This is a genomic window from Pseudooceanicola sp. LIPI14-2-Ac024, from assembly GCF_042188925.1.
GTDB lineage: Bacteria > Pseudomonadota > Alphaproteobacteria > Rhodobacterales > Rhodobacteraceae > Pseudooceanicola.
Genome location: NZ_CP170102.1, coordinates 4,213,977 through 4,228,677 on the forward strand (window position 1 = coordinate 4,213,977; position 14,701 = coordinate 4,228,677).

The following is a 14,701-nucleotide window of genomic DNA, read 5'->3' on the forward strand; positions in this document are numbered from 1 at the left end:
GGCCGCAGATGAGCTCCGATCCGCAAGAGGGCCGGGCAAAAGAGAAACTCCGCGTCGACAAGTGGCTGTGGCAGGCCCGGTTCGTGAAGAGCCGCAGCCTTGCCGCCGCCCTTGCCACCGGGGGGCACGTCAGGGTCAACGGCGCCAAGATCGCCAAGGCCTCGCACGGGGTGGGTGCGGGCGACGTGCTGGTGTTTCCACAGGGCAACCGGATCCGCATGGTCCGCGTCCTTGCCCTGGGTCTCCGTCGCGGCCCGGCGACCGAGGCGCAGGCGCTCTACGATGATCTCGACACCGAGCGGCCGGAAAATCCGCAGGAAAATGTCGCACCTATCCAGCGGAATGAAGGAAATGCGCGCCCGACAAAGCGCGACCGCAGGAAACTCGATCTTGATCGCAGCCGGGCGCTTGAATGATCCGGATGCGCGCGTTAGCTAGCCGGTGACTACCCACCGTCCGGGGCAACCGCATCATGACCTACATCGTCAACGACAACTGTATCGCCTGCAAGTACACCGACTGCGTCGAAGTCTGCCCGGTGGACTGCTTCTACGAAGGCGAGAACATGCTGGTGATCCACCCGGACGAGTGCATCGACTGCGGCGTCTGCGAACCGGAATGCCCCGCCGACGCGATCCGTCCGGACACCGAGCCGGACATGGAGAAGTGGGTCGAGTTCAATCGCAAGTACGCCGAACAGTGGCCGGTGATCATCACCCGCAAGGACCCTCTGCCCGAGGCCGAGGAACGTGACGGCGAAACCGGCAAGCTGGAAAAGTACTTCAGCGAGACGCCGGGCGAGGGCGGTTGAGCGATTCGGTCGGCTTCACGGCAGGATTCCGCGCAGACGCAACGTCAAATGCGATCAAATCCCGGCGATTTTCCAGCGAAAACGGGGCGCTAGAGGGCGATGCCCTTCCTTGGCGGCAAGATTCGTGGTATGGTGCACTTCGCAAATGACCAAGACTGCCTACATTCCCGTACGCGGATGCTGCTGACCGCCACACGGAAATCCGGATAGACGCATGGACTGGCGTGGTGGCCCACGGGCCTCGGCGCCGGGGTTCTGCGTTCCTTCTGTCCGGATCACACGCTTGCAGGCTCGAGGAAGGACTGTGTGACCAAAATGAAGAAGAACGAATTCCGTCCGAATGACTACGTCGTCTACCCCGCGCATGGCGTGGGTCAGATCGTGTCCATCGAAAAACAGGAGATTGCCGGTATTCAGCTGGAGCTGTTCGTGATCTCGTTCGAAAAGGACAAGATGACCCTCCGCGTGCCGACGAATAAGGCGGCCGAGGTCGGGATGCGTTCGCTTTCCAGCCCCGACGTGGTGTCCAAAGCGATGACCACTCTGAAGGGCAAGGCCAAGGTGAAGCGCGCGATGTGGTCGCGCCGGGCCCAGGAATACGAACAGAAGATCAATTCGGGCGACCTGATCGCCATCGCCGAAGTGGTGCGCGACCTGCACCGCAACGACGACCAGCGCGAGCAGAGCTACTCGGAGCGCCAGCTCTACGAAGCCGCGCTTGAGCGCCTGACCCGCGAAGTCGCCGCCGTGTCCGGCGGGGACGAGGTCGCCGCCGCCAAGCAGGTGGACGACGTGCTGGTGTCGCGCGCGGCCTGACCCGCCCGGACATCCCGGAACAGCAAAGGCCACATCCGCCGGGTGTGGCCTATTATTTTGTGCAATCGACGTCACGCGCCGAGGCTATATGTAAAAATAATGTAACAACTATTTGAACTTTTTGTAAAAAACGTCACCCTATTCCGGACGTGCTGATCGCGGATCGGAGTGAGACATGCAGACTGACCATATTGCAGAGCCGCCTCTCGGCGTGGTGCGGGAGGAGGTCTCAAGCCTTGCGCGCCTGGTTTGGGGTGACGGCATCACCCGTCGTTTCGCGACCCTGGTCCTGTCCTGCTGCGCCGCGATCATCGCCTTGCACGTCGCCGGCCTGCTGATGCCGCAGGACGTGAAGCTGGGCCGGATGATCTGGAACAACTTCAACGTCACGGGCGAGGGCAACCTGGCCGCGCATTTCGGTTATGGCCTGCTGTTCCTGTCGATGATGCTCTTCGTCGTCAGCGCCATGGTCTCCGGTTCGCGCGCGGCCGTGTTCTGCGCGGCGGTCTGCGGTTTCCTCTGGATGGACGATTCCATCCAGTACCACGAGAAGATGGCGGGCAAGCTGATCCCGCTGCTCGGCCTCGAGGATCGCCTTGGCTTGCGCGGGCAGGACGTGGGCGAACTGCTGGCATGGGGGCTTGCCGGGGCGGTCCTGCTGGTCGTCCTGATCCACGCCCTGCGTCAGAGGCGGCCGGGCGACATCGGGCTCTTGGTCGTGGCGATCGCCTGTTTCGCGGGTCTGACCGTCTTTGGCGGTTTCGTCGACATGTTGCACAGCATCTTCGTGGACCAGCACGACGCCCTGATCGGGCTGCTCGAGGATGGCGGGGAACTGCTGGTGATGGGCGTGATCGCGGGCCTGTCCCTGGGTGTGCTGCGCCAGTCCGAAACCTACTTCGACTGACCGCAAAGGGTCCTCAAAGAAGCTCCAGCACCTGTTCCGGCGGACGCCCCAGGACCGCCCGGTCCCCGTTGATCACGATTGGGCGTTCGATCAGGCGGGGATGCGCGGCCATCGCGGCCAGGATCGCGGCGTCGTCGGCGTCCTTGAGGCCAAGTGCCTTGAACTCGGCCTCTCTCCGGCGGAGGAGCTGTGACGGCGTCATGCCCAGTTTCGCCAGGACATCGGACAATTCCGCTGTCGTCGGCGCGTCGTCGAGGTAGAGCCGTACCTCGGGCGTGGCCCCGTGGTCCTGCAGCAGCGCCAGCGTCTGGCGCGACTTGCTGCAGCGCGGGTTGTGCCAGATCACCAGGTTCACAGCCATTCCTCCCGGTGCCAGCCGACCGCCTGGGAGACGTTGTCGAACCCGTCGCGGGCCAGCAGCTCGTCAAGGCCGCGGGCGATCTCGGCCCCCAGCGACATGCCGCCGTAGATCAGTGCGGAGTAGAGCTGCACCGCCGAGGCGCCGGCGCAGATCTTGGCGTATGCCTCGGCGGCCGAGGACACGCCGCCGACCCCGATCAGCGGGATCCGCCCGTCGAGCATCTGCGACAGGTGCGCGAGGATGCGGGTGGAATGGTGGAACAGGGGCGCGCCCGACAGCCCGCCCTGCAGGTTCTCGGCATCCTCGGTCCTGAGGCCCGCGCGTTTCAGCGTGGTGTTGGTGGCGATGATCGCGTCGATTCCGGTCTGCAGCGCGACCTCGGCCACGTCGCTCAGTTCCGTCTGGCTGAGGTCGGGCGAGATCTTGAGGAACACGGGCAGCCGCCGGTGCGTGCCGTTGCGCACCGCCAGCACCCCGGTCAGCAGCTGCCGGAGCGCGTCCTTGCCCTGCAGGTCGCGCAGCTTTTCGGTGTTGGGGGACGATACGTTGACCGTGGCAAAGTCGAGATGCCCGGCACAGCAGTCGAGCACCCGTCCGAAATCGGCCATCCGGTCGTCGCTGTCCTTGTTCGCGCCGAGGTTCAGGCCGATCACCGCGTCCTTCGGCCGCTTGGCGAGCCGTGCGCGCACCGCCTCCATCCCGTCGTTGTTGAAGCCGAAGCGGTTGATCACCGCCCGGTCCTCGGTCAGCCGGAAAAGCCGCGGGCGCGGGTTGCCGGGTTGCGGGCGGGGGTGACGGCACCAACCTCGATAAAGCCGAAGCCCGCCCTGGACAGCGGCGACAGCGCTTCGGCGTTCTTGTCGAAGCCGGCGGCCAGGCCGATCGGGTTGGCAAGCTTCAGACCGGCCACCTCGGTCCGCAGCCGGGGCGAGGTGACCCGGCCCGAAAGTGGAACAAGGCCGGTCCGCAGGGCCCGGAGCGCCAGCCCGTGCCCGGTCTCGGGGTCGAGCTGGTACAGCGCCTTGAGGCCGATCCGTTCGATGGTCTTCATGCCATGTCCTCCGGGAAGACGTGCACGCCGTCCTTCAGGGGCAGGGGCACAGACCAGAGAACATCCTCCATCCGCAGGGTGCGGTAGAGGTGCGGGAACAGCGCGCCGCCGCGCGAGGGTTCCCATTTCAGCGCGTCGCCCAGGGTGTCGGGATCGAGCGCCAGCAGCACCAGCCCCGTTTCGCCCGAGAAGTGCTTGGCGGCGGTTTCGGCCGCCTGCACGGCGGTCGAGAAATGGACATAGCCATCGGCCACGTCGATCGGCGCCCCGGCGGTGTGGCCGGCGGCCTGCATTTCGGCCCATTCGGGCGCGCGGAAAATCTTGTAGATCAACATGCGCCCAATTGCCCGCGCCGGGGTGCGGTGGTCAAGGTGCTGATATCGGAAAGTCCGGGTGAACGACCGACCGGCCGCTATGCGCCGGATGGCCAAACCCCAGGCTGGCGGGATGATTTGCCTTGCCCGATTTGCTGCACCCCGGGGCGAGGCAAAGGCGAAGCCGTGCCGGTTGCGGCACGAATCCGTCAAAGACCCGCCGGATTCGCCCTATACTCCTGCGGGACCAACCAGAACGGGCCGGCGGCCTGGATACCGCTGAGGAGGACCCATGGACGGACGATGCACCTGCGGTGCCGTGACATTCCGGATGCTGGACAAGCCGCTCTTTACCCATTGCTGCCATTGCAGCTGGTGCCAGCGGGAAACCGGCAGCGCCTTTGCCCTGAACGCGCTGATCGAGACCGAGTGCCTCGAGGTCGAGGGCCGGACCGAGGCGGTCGAGACGCCGTCGGAAAGCGGGCTGGGGCAGGTGATCCATCGCTGCCCGGGCTGTCACGTCGCGCTCTGGAGCCATTATGCCGGGGCCGGGGCGGATTTTGCCTTTGTCCGGGTGGGCACGCTGGCCGTGCCGGGGGCCTATCCGCCCGACATCCACATCTTTACCGAAAGCAAACAGCCGTGGATCGCGCTCGATGGCCGGGTGCCGGTGATGGAGCAGTATTACCGCCGCTCGTCGCACTGGCCGGACTGGGCTCTGGAGCGGCGGCAGCGGGTGCTCGACCGGGCCGCGTCCGCAACTTGACTGCGCCTACTCGGCCGCGATCCCGTCGGTGAACTGCAGCCGGGCGAGGCGTGCGTAAAGCCCGCCCTCCGCGACCAGCGCATCGTGCGTGCCCTGCGCGACGATGCGGCCGTGCTCCATCACGAGGATGCGGTCGGCCTTTTTCACCGTGGCCAGCCGGTGCGCGACGATGATCGTCGTGCGTTCGCGGGCCACGCGCTCCACCGCCTCCTGCACCAGGCGCTCGCTTTCGGCGTCGAGCGCCGATGTCGCCTCGTCCAGCAGCAGCACCGGCGCATCGCGCAGGATGGCGCGGGCGATGGCGATGCGCTGCTTCTGGCCGCCCGAAAGCATCACGCCGCGTTCGCCGAGCGGGCTGTCGTAGCCCTGCGGCAAAGCCATGATGAAGTCGTGCGCGGCGGCGGCCTTTGCGGCGGCCTCGACTTCCGCGTCGCTGGCCTCGGGCGCGCTGAAGCGGATGTTGTCGCGGGCCGAGGCGGCAAAGATCACCGGGTCCTGCGGCACCAGCGCGATGCGGTGGCGGAACGCGCTGCGGTTGAGGTCGCGCAGGTCGGTGCCGTCCAGGCGGATCGCCCCGCGCTCGGGATCGTAGAAGCGCAGGATCATCTGGATGATGGTCGACTTGCCCGCGCCCGAGGGCCCCACCAGTGCCACCGTCTCGCCCGGCCGGATCGCCAGGTCGATGCCTTCGAGGGCGGGGGCGTCCGGGCGGGCGGGGTAATGGAAATGCACGTCGTCGAACACGATCTCGCCCCGCGCCGGTTCGGGCAGGGGCTGCGCGTTCACCGGATCGGTGACCCGGTCCTCGGCCCCCATCAGCTCGACCAGCCGTTCCGTCGCGCCGGCGGCGCGTTGCAATTCGCCCGAGATCTCGGACAGGGCCCCGACCGATCCGGCGACCATCACCGCGTAGATCACGAACTGGATCAGCGCGCCGGTCGTCATCGTGCCCGCGCGCACGTCATGGGCCCCGATCCAGAGCACGCCGACCACGCCCGAGAAGATCAGGAAGATCACGATCACGGTCATCATCGAGCGTGTCTTGATGCGGGTCCAGGCCTTGCGATAGCTCTCTTCGGTCACCGCGTCGAAGTCCTGCCGCGACAGCTCTTCGTGGCTGTAGGCCTGCACGGTCTGCACAGACAGCAGCGCCTCGGACGCCTTGCCGGACGAGGCGGCGATCCAGTCCTGGTTCTCGCGGCTGAGACGACGCAGGCGGCGGCCCAGCGTGACGATCGGCACGATCACCACCGGCACGATCAGCAGCACCAGCCCGGTCAGCTTGGGCGAGGTGACCATCAGCATCGCCAGCCCGCCCAGGAAGATCAGCATGTTGCGGAGCGCGATCGAGACGGAGGAGCCTATCACCGTCTGCACCAGCGTGGTGTCGGTGGTGATCCGGCTCAGGACCTCTCCGGTCATCACGTCGTCGTAGAAGGCGGGCGACATGCCGATCATCCGGCCGAACACGGCCTTGCGGATGTTGGCCACGACCCTCTCGCCCAGCCGGGTGACCAGCGCATAGCGCAGCCCGGTGCCGACGGCGAGGAGCAGGGCAACGCCGACCGCGGCGGCAAAGTACTTGTCGAGCAGGCCGCCGGCGTCGCCGCCGAAGTTGTCGACCACCCGGCGCACCGCCAGCGGCAACACCAGCGAGACCGAGGCGGTCAGCACCAGCGCCAGCACGGCAAGGCTCAGCAGCAGCTTGTAGGGCGCGACAAAGGGCCAGAGCTGGGCCAGCACGCCCACTTGCCGCGACGAAGCGCGGTCCTGTTGGTCCGTGGACGGAACGGGTTGGCGTGCCATGTCTCTTCCTTCGCGGCTGTCGCCGGTGTCTAGAAGGGTTGGCAAAGGCGGGTCAAGGCGTCAACCGGACGCGGGCGCGGCGCCCGTGTTTTCCGGTTCGCCGGTTCAGCGTGCGGGGCCTGCATGTTCCACGGTCTGGCCGCGCTCCGGTTCGCCGCGAGCCACGTGGTCGCCGTCCGCACGGTAGTCGTTGAACTTCGCGGGCAGCCCCAGGCCCCGCCCCAGGTCGGGCGTCGTCTGGAGGTGGAAGTGGTGGTGCGGGGCCGAGGAGTTGCCGCTGTTGCCGCAACGCCCGAGGTGGTCGCCGGATTTCACCGTGTCGCCCGGCCGGACCGCGACGCTGCCCTGCCGGAGGTGGGCGAGGAAGCCATATTCGCCGTTGCCGAAATCTATGACCACGTGGTTGCCTCCCGGGTTCTGCGGATCGCGTTCCCCGATGGCGTTGTCCGGCAGCCCGTCCGTCGCGCGCACGACGGTGCCCCCCGCCGGGGCAAGGATGGGCGCGTCCCAGCAGTGGTAGCGCGTCACGTCGCCGGGATCGCCGCTGTGATCGCGCCCGTCCCGCATCATGAAGAGGTCGAGGGCAAAGCGCTGTCCCGGGTCCACGGCGTGGTAGTTGCGGTCAACCGACCGGCCGCCCCAGTAGACCAGCCACGGCCCCTCGACCGGCAGGCGCAGTTCGGTCCTGGTCCGGTAGGTTAGGTTCGGACTGTCCGCCGGTCCGGCCTGCGGCGTGACGTGAAACCCGGCGATGCGGCCTTCCGCGTCGAAGGCGATCGTCAGCTTGGCCAGGGGCCCGTCCTCGCCGTGCCGGGCAAAGCGTTCGTAGATCTCGTAGGCCGCGTAGGGCATCGCCCATTCCGCCGCGACACCGGTCTCAGGGCCAAGCACCGACGCCAGGTCCTTCCGGACCTGGTCAAGGGCGTTCGGACTGCCGAGGATTGCCTGCATCTCGGCGGTCATCGCGTCCCAGATCGGTGTGATGTCACCCTGCAGGAACCAGGTGGCCATGTCGCGGCCTCGGCTCAGCGTGTCGGCGGCGGTGGCCTGGGGCAGGGCGGCGATCACGCACGCCGGGATGATCGACCAGCGCGGCATCGTCACCTCAGTTCTGGGGCGCCCCTAACCTTCGTGGCCGGGCACGTGACCTGACGGGGCGCGGTAGGGGCGGGTCACATCGCGCAGCCGCAGTTCGAGCGCTTCGACCGCAAGGCGGATGCCGCCGTCGCCTGCGAGCGTCAGCAGGACGTAGCCGCCGGGCTCTTCCGGGCCGGGTTCGAAGGTGACCGACAGGAGCGACAGGATCGTGTCTCCGTCCTTGGGGTCGATCCCCTGGCTGGCGACGGCGGTCACGTTCTCGACCACCAGCACCGCCTGCACGCGTTCGGCGCCATGCTGGTCGCGGCCGTCGTCCTCCCAGCGGAAGCGGTTCAGCAGCAGGGCAAAGCGCCGGTCGTTCGGGCGCCACAGCATCTCGGTCGCGGGAAAGACCGCGTCCTGCGCCAGCGCCGAGATCACGGTCAGGTCTTCGGCATCGAGCGCGCCGAGGTTCAGCGGCTTTTCCGCCCCGTCTTCGAAACGCGCGTCGTTGCTCATTCCCCGTGTACCCTTTCGATCTTGGCCCCGACGGCCGACAGTTTGTCCTCGACATGCTCGTAGCCGCGGTCGAGGTGGTAGACCCGGTTGACCACCGTCTCGCCTTCGGCCGCAAGCCCGGCGAGGATCAGCGACACCGAGGCACGCAGGTCGGTCGCCATGACCGGCGCGCCCTTCAGCGTTTCCACCCCGGTCACCGTCGCGGTGCCGCCGTGCACGTCGATATGCGCCCCCATCCGCTGGAGTTCAGGCGCGTGCATGAAGCGGTTCTCGAAAATCTTCTCTTCCAGAACGGAGGTCCCGTCGGCGGTGCAGAGCAGCGCCATCATCTGGGCCTGGAGGTCAGTGGGAAAGCCGGGGAACGGCTCGGTCGTCACGTCGACGGCCTTGGTGCGCCCGTTCTTGCGTGCAACCGTCAGGCCGTTGTCGGATTCCCGGACGCTGATCCCGGCGGCGTCGAGCTTTTCGCAGAAGGCGCCGATCAGGTCGATCCGTCCGCCCAGCAGTTCCACCTCGCCGCCGCAGATCGCGGGGGCGAGCATGTAGGTGCCCAGCTCGATCCGGTCGACGACGACGGGATGCGTCGCGCCGCCCAGCCGGTCCACGCCCTGGATGGTGATGGTCGAGGTGCCTTCGCCCTCGATCTGTGCCCCCATGCGTCGCAGGCAGTGCACGAGGTCGACGATCTCGGGCTCGCGCGCGGCGTTGGTGATGACGGTCGTGCCCTTGGCAAGGCTCGCGGCCAGCAGCGCGTTCTCGGTCGCACCGACCGAGACGAAGGGAAAGTCGATCTTGCCGCCCTTGAGTCCGCCCCGGGCGGTGGCATGGACATAGCCGTCGCGCAGGTCCATCTCGGCGCCGAGCGCCTCCATCGCCTTGAGGTGCAGGTCCACCGGCCGTGCGCCGATGGCGCAGCCGCCGGGCAGCGAGACGATGGCGTGGCCCTCGCGGGCCAGCATCGGCCCCAGCACGAGGATCGAGGCGCGCATCTTGCGCACGATGTCGTAGTCGGCCTTGTGGTTGTCGAGGCCATGGCTCGACATCGCCAGCACCTTGCCGTCCTGCATCGACGTGATCTCGGTCCCCAGCGACCGCAGCAGCGCGCTCATCGTCGCGATGTCACTGAGGCGCGGCGCGTTGGTCAGCGTCAGCGGCTCTTCGCTGAGAAGCGTCGCCGGCATCAGCGTCAGGCACGCGTTCTTGGCCCCGGCAATCGGAATCTGCCCGTTCAGCGGCCCGTTGCCGCGCACCACGATTCTATCCATCGTTGTGGTCCTCGTCCTTGCCTGTCTCTGCCTCGTCGTCCCGGGCGCGCGCTTTCGCCTGCGCCTTGCGGCGGGCGATATTCGCTTTCAGCGCTTGCTTCAGCCGCTCGTCCCGCGACGTCCCGGTCCTGGTCTTGTCGTTCATGACCGAGATTTAAGGCTTCGCCCGCGTCAGGTCCAGCGGATCAGCCCCGGATCCAGTCACGCGCGCCCTCGATCAGGGCCTGCCCGCTGCCGGTCAGCCGGCCATGGAGGTCGATCACCGCCATTCCGTCGGCGAAACGGTCCCGGGCCGTGGTGGCCGCAGCGCGCGCGGCGGCACGCTCTTCGGCGGTCAGGCGGCCGCTTCCGGCCAGGGCATCCATCGCCCAGGCCGTCCGGGCGGCGACGTATGTGGCGTGAAAGATGTCGTGCATCGGGGACGGGGCGGCGGTGAGGGGCGTGGGGTGGCGTTCAGCATCCGGGTTCAGCACCAGAGGCTCGTCCACCATGTGCCCGTAAAGGAACATGTGCGCGGCCTCGTGGACCAGCCCCTCGACCGACTGCAACGGGGTGCGGAGAAGGTCCGGGTTCAGCAGCATGAGGCCCCAGAACTGGTCATGCGAGGCGCTGGCGACCGCTCTCTCGATCCCGTCAGGCGCGCGTGCCACGACGACGTGGTGCACGATGCCGGTGATTTCGCCATGCAGGGCAGGCAGGGCATCCCGCATCAGTGCCAGAGCCGAGGTGATCCCATTGGCGAGGCCCGCGGCCTCTCCGTGCACCACCGGGGCGAAATTGGCGGCCGCCTTGCCCATGCGCAGGTTCATGAGGGCGTCGATCTCGCCTGAAGCGCCGCGTGCCGTCACCGCGAACGGGGCACGGCCGCGCGCGATGGCGGCGGACAGGGCGGTCACTTGGTCGGACAGGGCGGAGAGGTCCCGGACCTGCCCACGTGCCGCGATCTCGTGGGCGCGCGCGAACCCGTCGGGGCCGACCCTGCGGCCGCTGCGCAGCCCGTCCGCGGCCGCCGCCAGCCCGGCCGAGGCCGAGGGGCAGGGCGCCGCGAGCGCCTCGGCCAGTCGCGACAGCGACCCGGCCAGCGCCAGGTGCATGCGGGTGTCGAGCGCCCGTGCCCGGCCCGGATCGGGCGGAAAGGCAAAGCACACCTCGTCGGGTGGCGGAAAGGGCACCGCGTCGTTGTCGGTCATGGTGGGAGGCCCCGTTCGCCCGCGCTGCGGGCGGTCCTATCTTGCCGGGATGTCGCCCATCCCCGTTCCCTCCTGCCGGCCGACGACCGACTGCGCCGCGCTACATCCCGTCGGGTCGAACCCCTTTATCGTCATGACCGTTTCCCCTCTCGTTTTGTTTACCTATGGTAAATATGAGCCTAGCATGAACTATTTGAGCCGAGTCAATGTGGTCGTGCGGCGGGACGCCGCCGTCGGAGGCCTGCGCGATCAGGACGCAGGTCACCGGACAACACGAATCGATTTCGATGGGCGAGAGAGTTGGACCACAAGGTTCGGGTCAGCCACGATCCGGGCAACGGCCTCCTGCCGCCCGATCCGCCCCGCAGAGGCTCCGATCTTTGGTCGGACCCAAGGCCGATTTTGCCGTGGCAACGCAGGGTCCGGCGCATGTGGACAGGCCGCGCGGTCGCTCATGGCGGTGTGCGATGTTCGGGCTGTGGCGGCGCCTTGGACTTTCCCCAAAGTCGCCGCAGCAAAGCACTTGCACTCCGTCGCACTTCGGTTAAAAGGCCCTCCACCGACGCCGCAGTAGCTCAGTGGTAGAGCGCACCCTTGGTAAGGGTGAGGTCGGGAGTTCAATCCTCCCCTGCGGCACCATCCTACCCCCCCCCGACATCCAGACACTATCTGCACCGGCCGTCTGGCGTTCGGCGGTTGATCGCGTTGGCCAACTGGACCAGTCTGCCGCACAAAAGCGGAGATGGGGCGCGTGATGCAGGCAGTTTGGGACACGGCACGACAGGCATTGGCCGAGGAAACCGTCGGCTTTCTTGGCGGGGCGATCTTCTTTGGATCGTGGCTCTTGCAGGCCTGGCAGTCGAAACGCGCGGGCACGGCGGTTGTCTCTCAAAGCTTCTTTGTCCTGCGGGCGCTCGCCTCGGCGCTGCTGACGGTCGAGGGGATCCGCAGCGGATCGGTCTCGATCACGCTGTTGATGGGATCGACGCTGCTGCTGATGCTCTACAACATCTGGCTGATCCGCCGCCGCGACGGCGCGGGCGCGGCCGGTCCGGTCGGCTAGGTGCCGCGACGGGGGCGCGTCAGAGCGCGGTTTCCGTCACCTGCGCATTGCCGTGCGAGACGGTTTCGTCGATCACGTACTTGTCCCGCTCTTTCAGGCCCGAGGCCTGCAGCAGTTCCGCCACCAGCCCGACACCGAGGATCTGGGTGCCCGTCACCGTTAGCAGGATGCCGATGAAGAGCAGTGGCCGTGTCCCGATCGGGCCGAGGCCCAGCACCCAGAGCACCGAGAGATAGAAGATGAAGCCGAGGCCCAGCAGCAGCAGCGGCAGGCCGATCTTGGCGAAGAAGTGCAGCGGCCGCGACTGGTAGCGGGTCAGCAGTTTCACGGTCCCGAGGTCGAGCAACCCCTTCACCATCCGCGTCGCGCCGTACTTCGACTGGCCATGCGCGCGGGCATGGTGGGTCACCGCGATCTCGGTGCAGTCATATCCCACGGCCTTGAGCAGGGCAGGGGTGAAGCGATGCAGCTCTCCGTAGAGGTTCAGCGACTTGGCGGCGCGGCGGCTGTAGGCCTTGAAGCCGCAGTTGATGTCATGCAGGTCCACCTCGAAGAGCCGGGCGGTCACCCGATTGAACACGCGCGAGGGCAGCGTCTTGCCAAGCGGGTCGTGTCGCAGCTGTTTCCAGCCCGAAACGACCTCGTGCCCGGCGTCGATTTCGGCCAGGAAGCGCGGGATCTCGTCGGGGTCGTCCTGCAGGTCGGCATCCATGGTCACGATCACCTCGCCCCGGGCGCGGGCGATACCGGCGGACAGCGCGGCGGCCTTGCCGAAGTTCCGCATGAACCGGATGAGGGTGACGTTGCGATGCGCCTGCGCGAGGTCGGCCGCCACGCGGTCGCCGCCATCGCGGCTGCCATCGTCGACCATGATCAGCTCCCACCGGCGCCCCGTGCGTTCCATCACCGCGCGCACGCGGTCGTGCAGCGTCGCCAGCGTGGCGCATTCGTCGAGGAACGGCACGACGATCGACACCGTCGCCGAGCCCGGCCGTGCCGTGCCGCGGGTGTTGCCCGAAGTGATCCCGGTTTCGATGGTCATGCGTGCCCCGTTCATTTCGGCTGTTGCAGCCGGTCGTTGCTGGGTAACCTGACGCGCAAAAGGGACATTTTTTGGACGCAACGCAGGCGAGCACGACATTGACAGGCACCCGACCCGCCCGTGCGGGCTGGGTCTGGGCCTATGCCTTTGCGGCCCTGATCGTGCCGCTGATCGGATGGTACGAACTGCTCGAACCCTTCGGCCGCGACCAGGGCATCCATGCGACCATCGCCTTTGGCCTGAACGACGGGCTGACCACCTACCGCGACGTGTTCAACATGAAGCCGCCCCTGACGACCGGGGTGCACTGGTTGTCGCAGGCGCTGTTCGGCCATTCGATGATGGCGATCCGGGCGCTGGACCTTCTGTTTGCCACGCTGACCGCGCTGGCACTTGTCGGGTTGGGCCGGGCGCTGCGGCTGGGGCGGGCCTTTGGCGTGGCCGCGGCCTTCGGATGGGCGGTGCTCTACTACAGCTACGGCTTCTGGGCACATGCGCAGACCGACGGCTGGGCGGGGATGCTGGTGGTGCCCGCGCTGCTGCTGATGGCCCTCGGCTGGGCACGGGCAGGCACGGCGCGGCTTGCGCTGATGGCCGGGGCAGGTGCGGTGATGGGGCTGGCCTTCGCGCTGAAGTACACCATCGGCGGTGTCGGCATCCTGGTCTTTGCGCCGCTGCTGGCGGGCTGGATCGGGCGCGATGGCGAACGCTTCAGGTTCTCGGACTTCGTGGCCGTGACGCTGGGCGGGCTGGCAGTTCTGGTCGTGATCGGCGGGGCGATGGCGGCCGCCGGGGCCTGGGCCCCTTTTGTCGAGATCCAGGATTTCATACGGGGCTACGTCGCCTATGCGCCGGACGACGCGCCCGGCCTGCTGGCCGAGGTCGCGCTGATCGGCATGCCCTCGACCTACCTTGTGCTGCTGGCGCTGTCGGGGCTGGCGGGGGCCATCGCAATCTGGCGCGGGGAGGGGCGTGCCCTGCCGCTGGTCATCGGGGGGCTATGGGTCGGTGCCGGCTGGGTCTCGGGTCATGTGCAGGGCAAGGGGTTTCCCTATCACTACCTGCCGATGGTGCCGGCCTATGCCTACCTGATCGGAATCGCGCTGGCATGGCTCACCGGCCTGCTGCCGCGCACGGGCCAGCGGCGCGCGGCGCTTGCCCTGGCGATGCTGGCGTTGTTCCTGCCCAGCCAGGCCGCGCGGACGGATGCGGTGGCGCTGGCGGCGCTGCGCACGTCTGACCCGGCGGCGACCTTTGCCGGGCTGGTGCGCAAGGGCTCGGATTTCGATGTCGAGGCGAACCTCGAATTCGCCGAAATCCTCAAGGCGCGGCGCAAGCCGGGTGATGGTCTGTTCGTCTGGGGATATGGCACGATGCTCTACTTCCTGGCCGGAGAGCCGCCACGCTATCGCTATCCCTATTCCTGGCCGTTCCTCCTCGACTACTACGACGGACGTTACACCGCCGACCTGCTGGAACGGTTGCGGGCCGATCCGCCGGACCAGTTCGTGGTGCAGGTGGACGATGCCACGCCATGGGTGACCTACAACGAACGCGATTCCGAAGAGATGCTGGCGGCGTTTCCCGCGCTTGAGGCGTTCCTGTCCGACAACTACGACCTTGTCGAAACCCGCCCGCGCTTCAAGCTCTACGAGCTGCGGGAGGACCGGGCAGGGGCCGCGCCGGGGCCCTGAATGAGTCGGCGCGGCCGAT

General features: G+C 67.5%; 16 protein-coding genes, 1 tRNA gene and 1 pseudogene. 8 read left to right on the top strand and 10 right to left on the bottom strand.

What is annotated here, in order from left to right:
* Positions 1-8: 8 nt before the first annotated feature.
* From ACE2AC_RS20685 to ACE2AC_RS20700, 4 genes are all read left to right on the top strand, one after another.
* Positions 9-416: an RNA-binding S4 domain-containing protein gene (locus ACE2AC_RS20685; RefSeq protein WP_375689851.1), complete on the top strand. Its 408-nt coding sequence runs from the start codon at positions 9-11 to the stop codon at positions 414-416.
* A gap of 56 nt (positions 417-472) precedes the next feature.
* On the top strand, positions 473-811 hold the full coding sequence (gene fdxA, locus ACE2AC_RS20690) for a ferredoxin FdxA (protein ID WP_375689853.1): 339 nt from the start codon (positions 473-475) through the stop codon (positions 809-811).
* Between the two features lie 306 nt (positions 812-1,117).
* A complete protein-coding gene (locus tag ACE2AC_RS20695; RefSeq protein WP_375689855.1) occupies positions 1,118-1,627 on the top strand; it encodes a CarD family transcriptional regulator in 510 nt (169 codons plus the stop codon).
* Between the two features lie 175 nt (positions 1,628-1,802).
* Positions 1,803-2,534 carry a hypothetical protein gene (locus tag ACE2AC_RS20700; RefSeq protein WP_375689857.1) on the top strand — a complete coding sequence of 244 codons (732 nt, stop codon included), beginning with the start codon at positions 1,803-1,805 and terminating at the stop codon, positions 2,532-2,534.
* A gap of 13 nt (positions 2,535-2,547) precedes the next feature.
* On the opposite strand, the gene arsC is transcribed toward ACE2AC_RS20700, so the two are convergent.
* From arsC to ACE2AC_RS20715, 3 genes and pseudogenes are all read right to left on the bottom strand, one after another.
* Positions 2,548-2,895 (bottom strand): arsenate reductase (glutaredoxin), encoded by a 348-nt coding sequence (gene arsC, locus ACE2AC_RS20705; RefSeq protein WP_375689859.1) that lies wholly within the window; start codon positions 2,893-2,895, stop codon positions 2,548-2,550.
* Positions 2,886-3,946: pseudogene (locus ACE2AC_RS20710) on the bottom strand (quinone-dependent dihydroorotate dehydrogenase). Before ACE2AC_RS20710 ends, arsC begins: the two are co-directional and overlap by 10 nt.
* A complete protein-coding gene (locus ACE2AC_RS20715) occupies positions 3,943-4,281 on the bottom strand; it encodes a DUF952 domain-containing protein (RefSeq protein WP_375689861.1) in 339 nt (112 codons plus the stop codon). The pseudogene ACE2AC_RS20710 and the gene ACE2AC_RS20715 overlap by 4 nt, the downstream one beginning before the upstream one ends.
* 271 nt (positions 4,282-4,552) lie before the next feature.
* On the opposite strand from ACE2AC_RS20715, the gene ACE2AC_RS20720 reads away from it, so the two are divergent.
* Positions 4,553-5,026: a GFA family protein gene (locus tag ACE2AC_RS20720; RefSeq protein ID WP_375689863.1), complete on the top strand. Its 474-nt coding sequence runs from the start codon at positions 4,553-4,555 to the stop codon at positions 5,024-5,026.
* A 6-nt stretch (positions 5,027-5,032) separates the two neighbouring features.
* On the opposite strand, the gene ACE2AC_RS20725 is transcribed toward ACE2AC_RS20720, so the two are convergent.
* The 6 genes from ACE2AC_RS20725 to ACE2AC_RS20750 all read right to left on the bottom strand — a co-directional run bounded on the left by ACE2AC_RS20725 (position 5,033) and on the right by ACE2AC_RS20750 (position 10,883).
* Positions 5,033-6,832, bottom strand: coding sequence for an ABC transporter transmembrane domain-containing protein (locus ACE2AC_RS20725; protein ID WP_375689865.1), 1,800 nt, complete (start codon positions 6,830-6,832; stop codon positions 5,033-5,035).
* Between the two features lie 105 nt (positions 6,833-6,937).
* Positions 6,938-7,930, bottom strand: coding sequence for a M23 family metallopeptidase (locus ACE2AC_RS20730; RefSeq protein ID WP_375689867.1), 993 nt, complete (start codon positions 7,928-7,930; stop codon positions 6,938-6,940).
* A 24-nt stretch (positions 7,931-7,954) separates the two neighbouring features.
* Positions 7,955-8,428, bottom strand: coding sequence for a DUF2948 family protein (locus ACE2AC_RS20735; RefSeq protein ID WP_375689869.1), 474 nt, complete (start codon positions 8,426-8,428; stop codon positions 7,955-7,957).
* The gene (gene murA, locus ACE2AC_RS20740) at positions 8,425-9,693 is read right to left on the bottom strand and encodes a UDP-N-acetylglucosamine 1-carboxyvinyltransferase (protein WP_375689871.1); all 1,269 of its coding nucleotides are present in this window, start codon (positions 9,691-9,693) and stop codon (positions 8,425-8,427) included. The genes ACE2AC_RS20735 and murA overlap by 4 nt, the downstream gene beginning before the upstream one ends.
* On the bottom strand, positions 9,686-9,838 hold the full coding sequence (locus ACE2AC_RS20745) for a hypothetical protein (RefSeq protein WP_375689873.1): 153 nt from the start codon (positions 9,836-9,838) through the stop codon (positions 9,686-9,688). The genes murA and ACE2AC_RS20745 overlap by 8 nt, the downstream gene beginning before the upstream one ends.
* A 40-nt stretch (positions 9,839-9,878) precedes the next feature.
* Positions 9,879-10,883: an HEXXH motif-containing putative peptide modification protein gene (locus tag ACE2AC_RS20750; protein WP_375689875.1), complete on the bottom strand. Its 1,005-nt coding sequence runs from the start codon at positions 10,881-10,883 to the stop codon at positions 9,879-9,881.
* Between the two features lie 564 nt (positions 10,884-11,447).
* Between ACE2AC_RS20750 and ACE2AC_RS20755 the strand changes: the two genes are divergently transcribed.
* Positions 11,448-11,522 (top strand) — tRNA-Thr (locus tag ACE2AC_RS20755).
* A 115-nt stretch (positions 11,523-11,637) separates the two neighbouring features.
* Positions 11,638-11,946 carry a hypothetical protein gene (locus ACE2AC_RS20760; protein ID WP_375689877.1) on the top strand — a complete coding sequence of 103 codons (309 nt, stop codon included), beginning with the start codon at positions 11,638-11,640 and terminating at the stop codon, positions 11,944-11,946.
* A gap of 19 nt (positions 11,947-11,965) precedes the next feature.
* Here ACE2AC_RS20760 and ACE2AC_RS20765 read toward each other — a convergent pair whose 3' ends face one another.
* Positions 11,966-12,988 carry a glycosyltransferase family 2 protein gene (locus ACE2AC_RS20765; protein ID WP_375689879.1) on the bottom strand — a complete coding sequence of 341 codons (1,023 nt, stop codon included), beginning with the start codon at positions 12,986-12,988 and terminating at the stop codon, positions 11,966-11,968.
* A 98-nt stretch (positions 12,989-13,086) separates the two neighbouring features.
* Between ACE2AC_RS20765 and ACE2AC_RS20770 the strand changes: the two genes are divergently transcribed.
* Positions 13,087-14,682 carry an ArnT family glycosyltransferase gene (locus ACE2AC_RS20770; protein ID WP_375689881.1) on the top strand — a complete coding sequence of 532 codons (1,596 nt, stop codon included), beginning with the start codon at positions 13,087-13,089 and terminating at the stop codon, positions 14,680-14,682.
* The last annotated feature ends 19 nt before the right edge of the window (positions 14,683-14,701 follow it).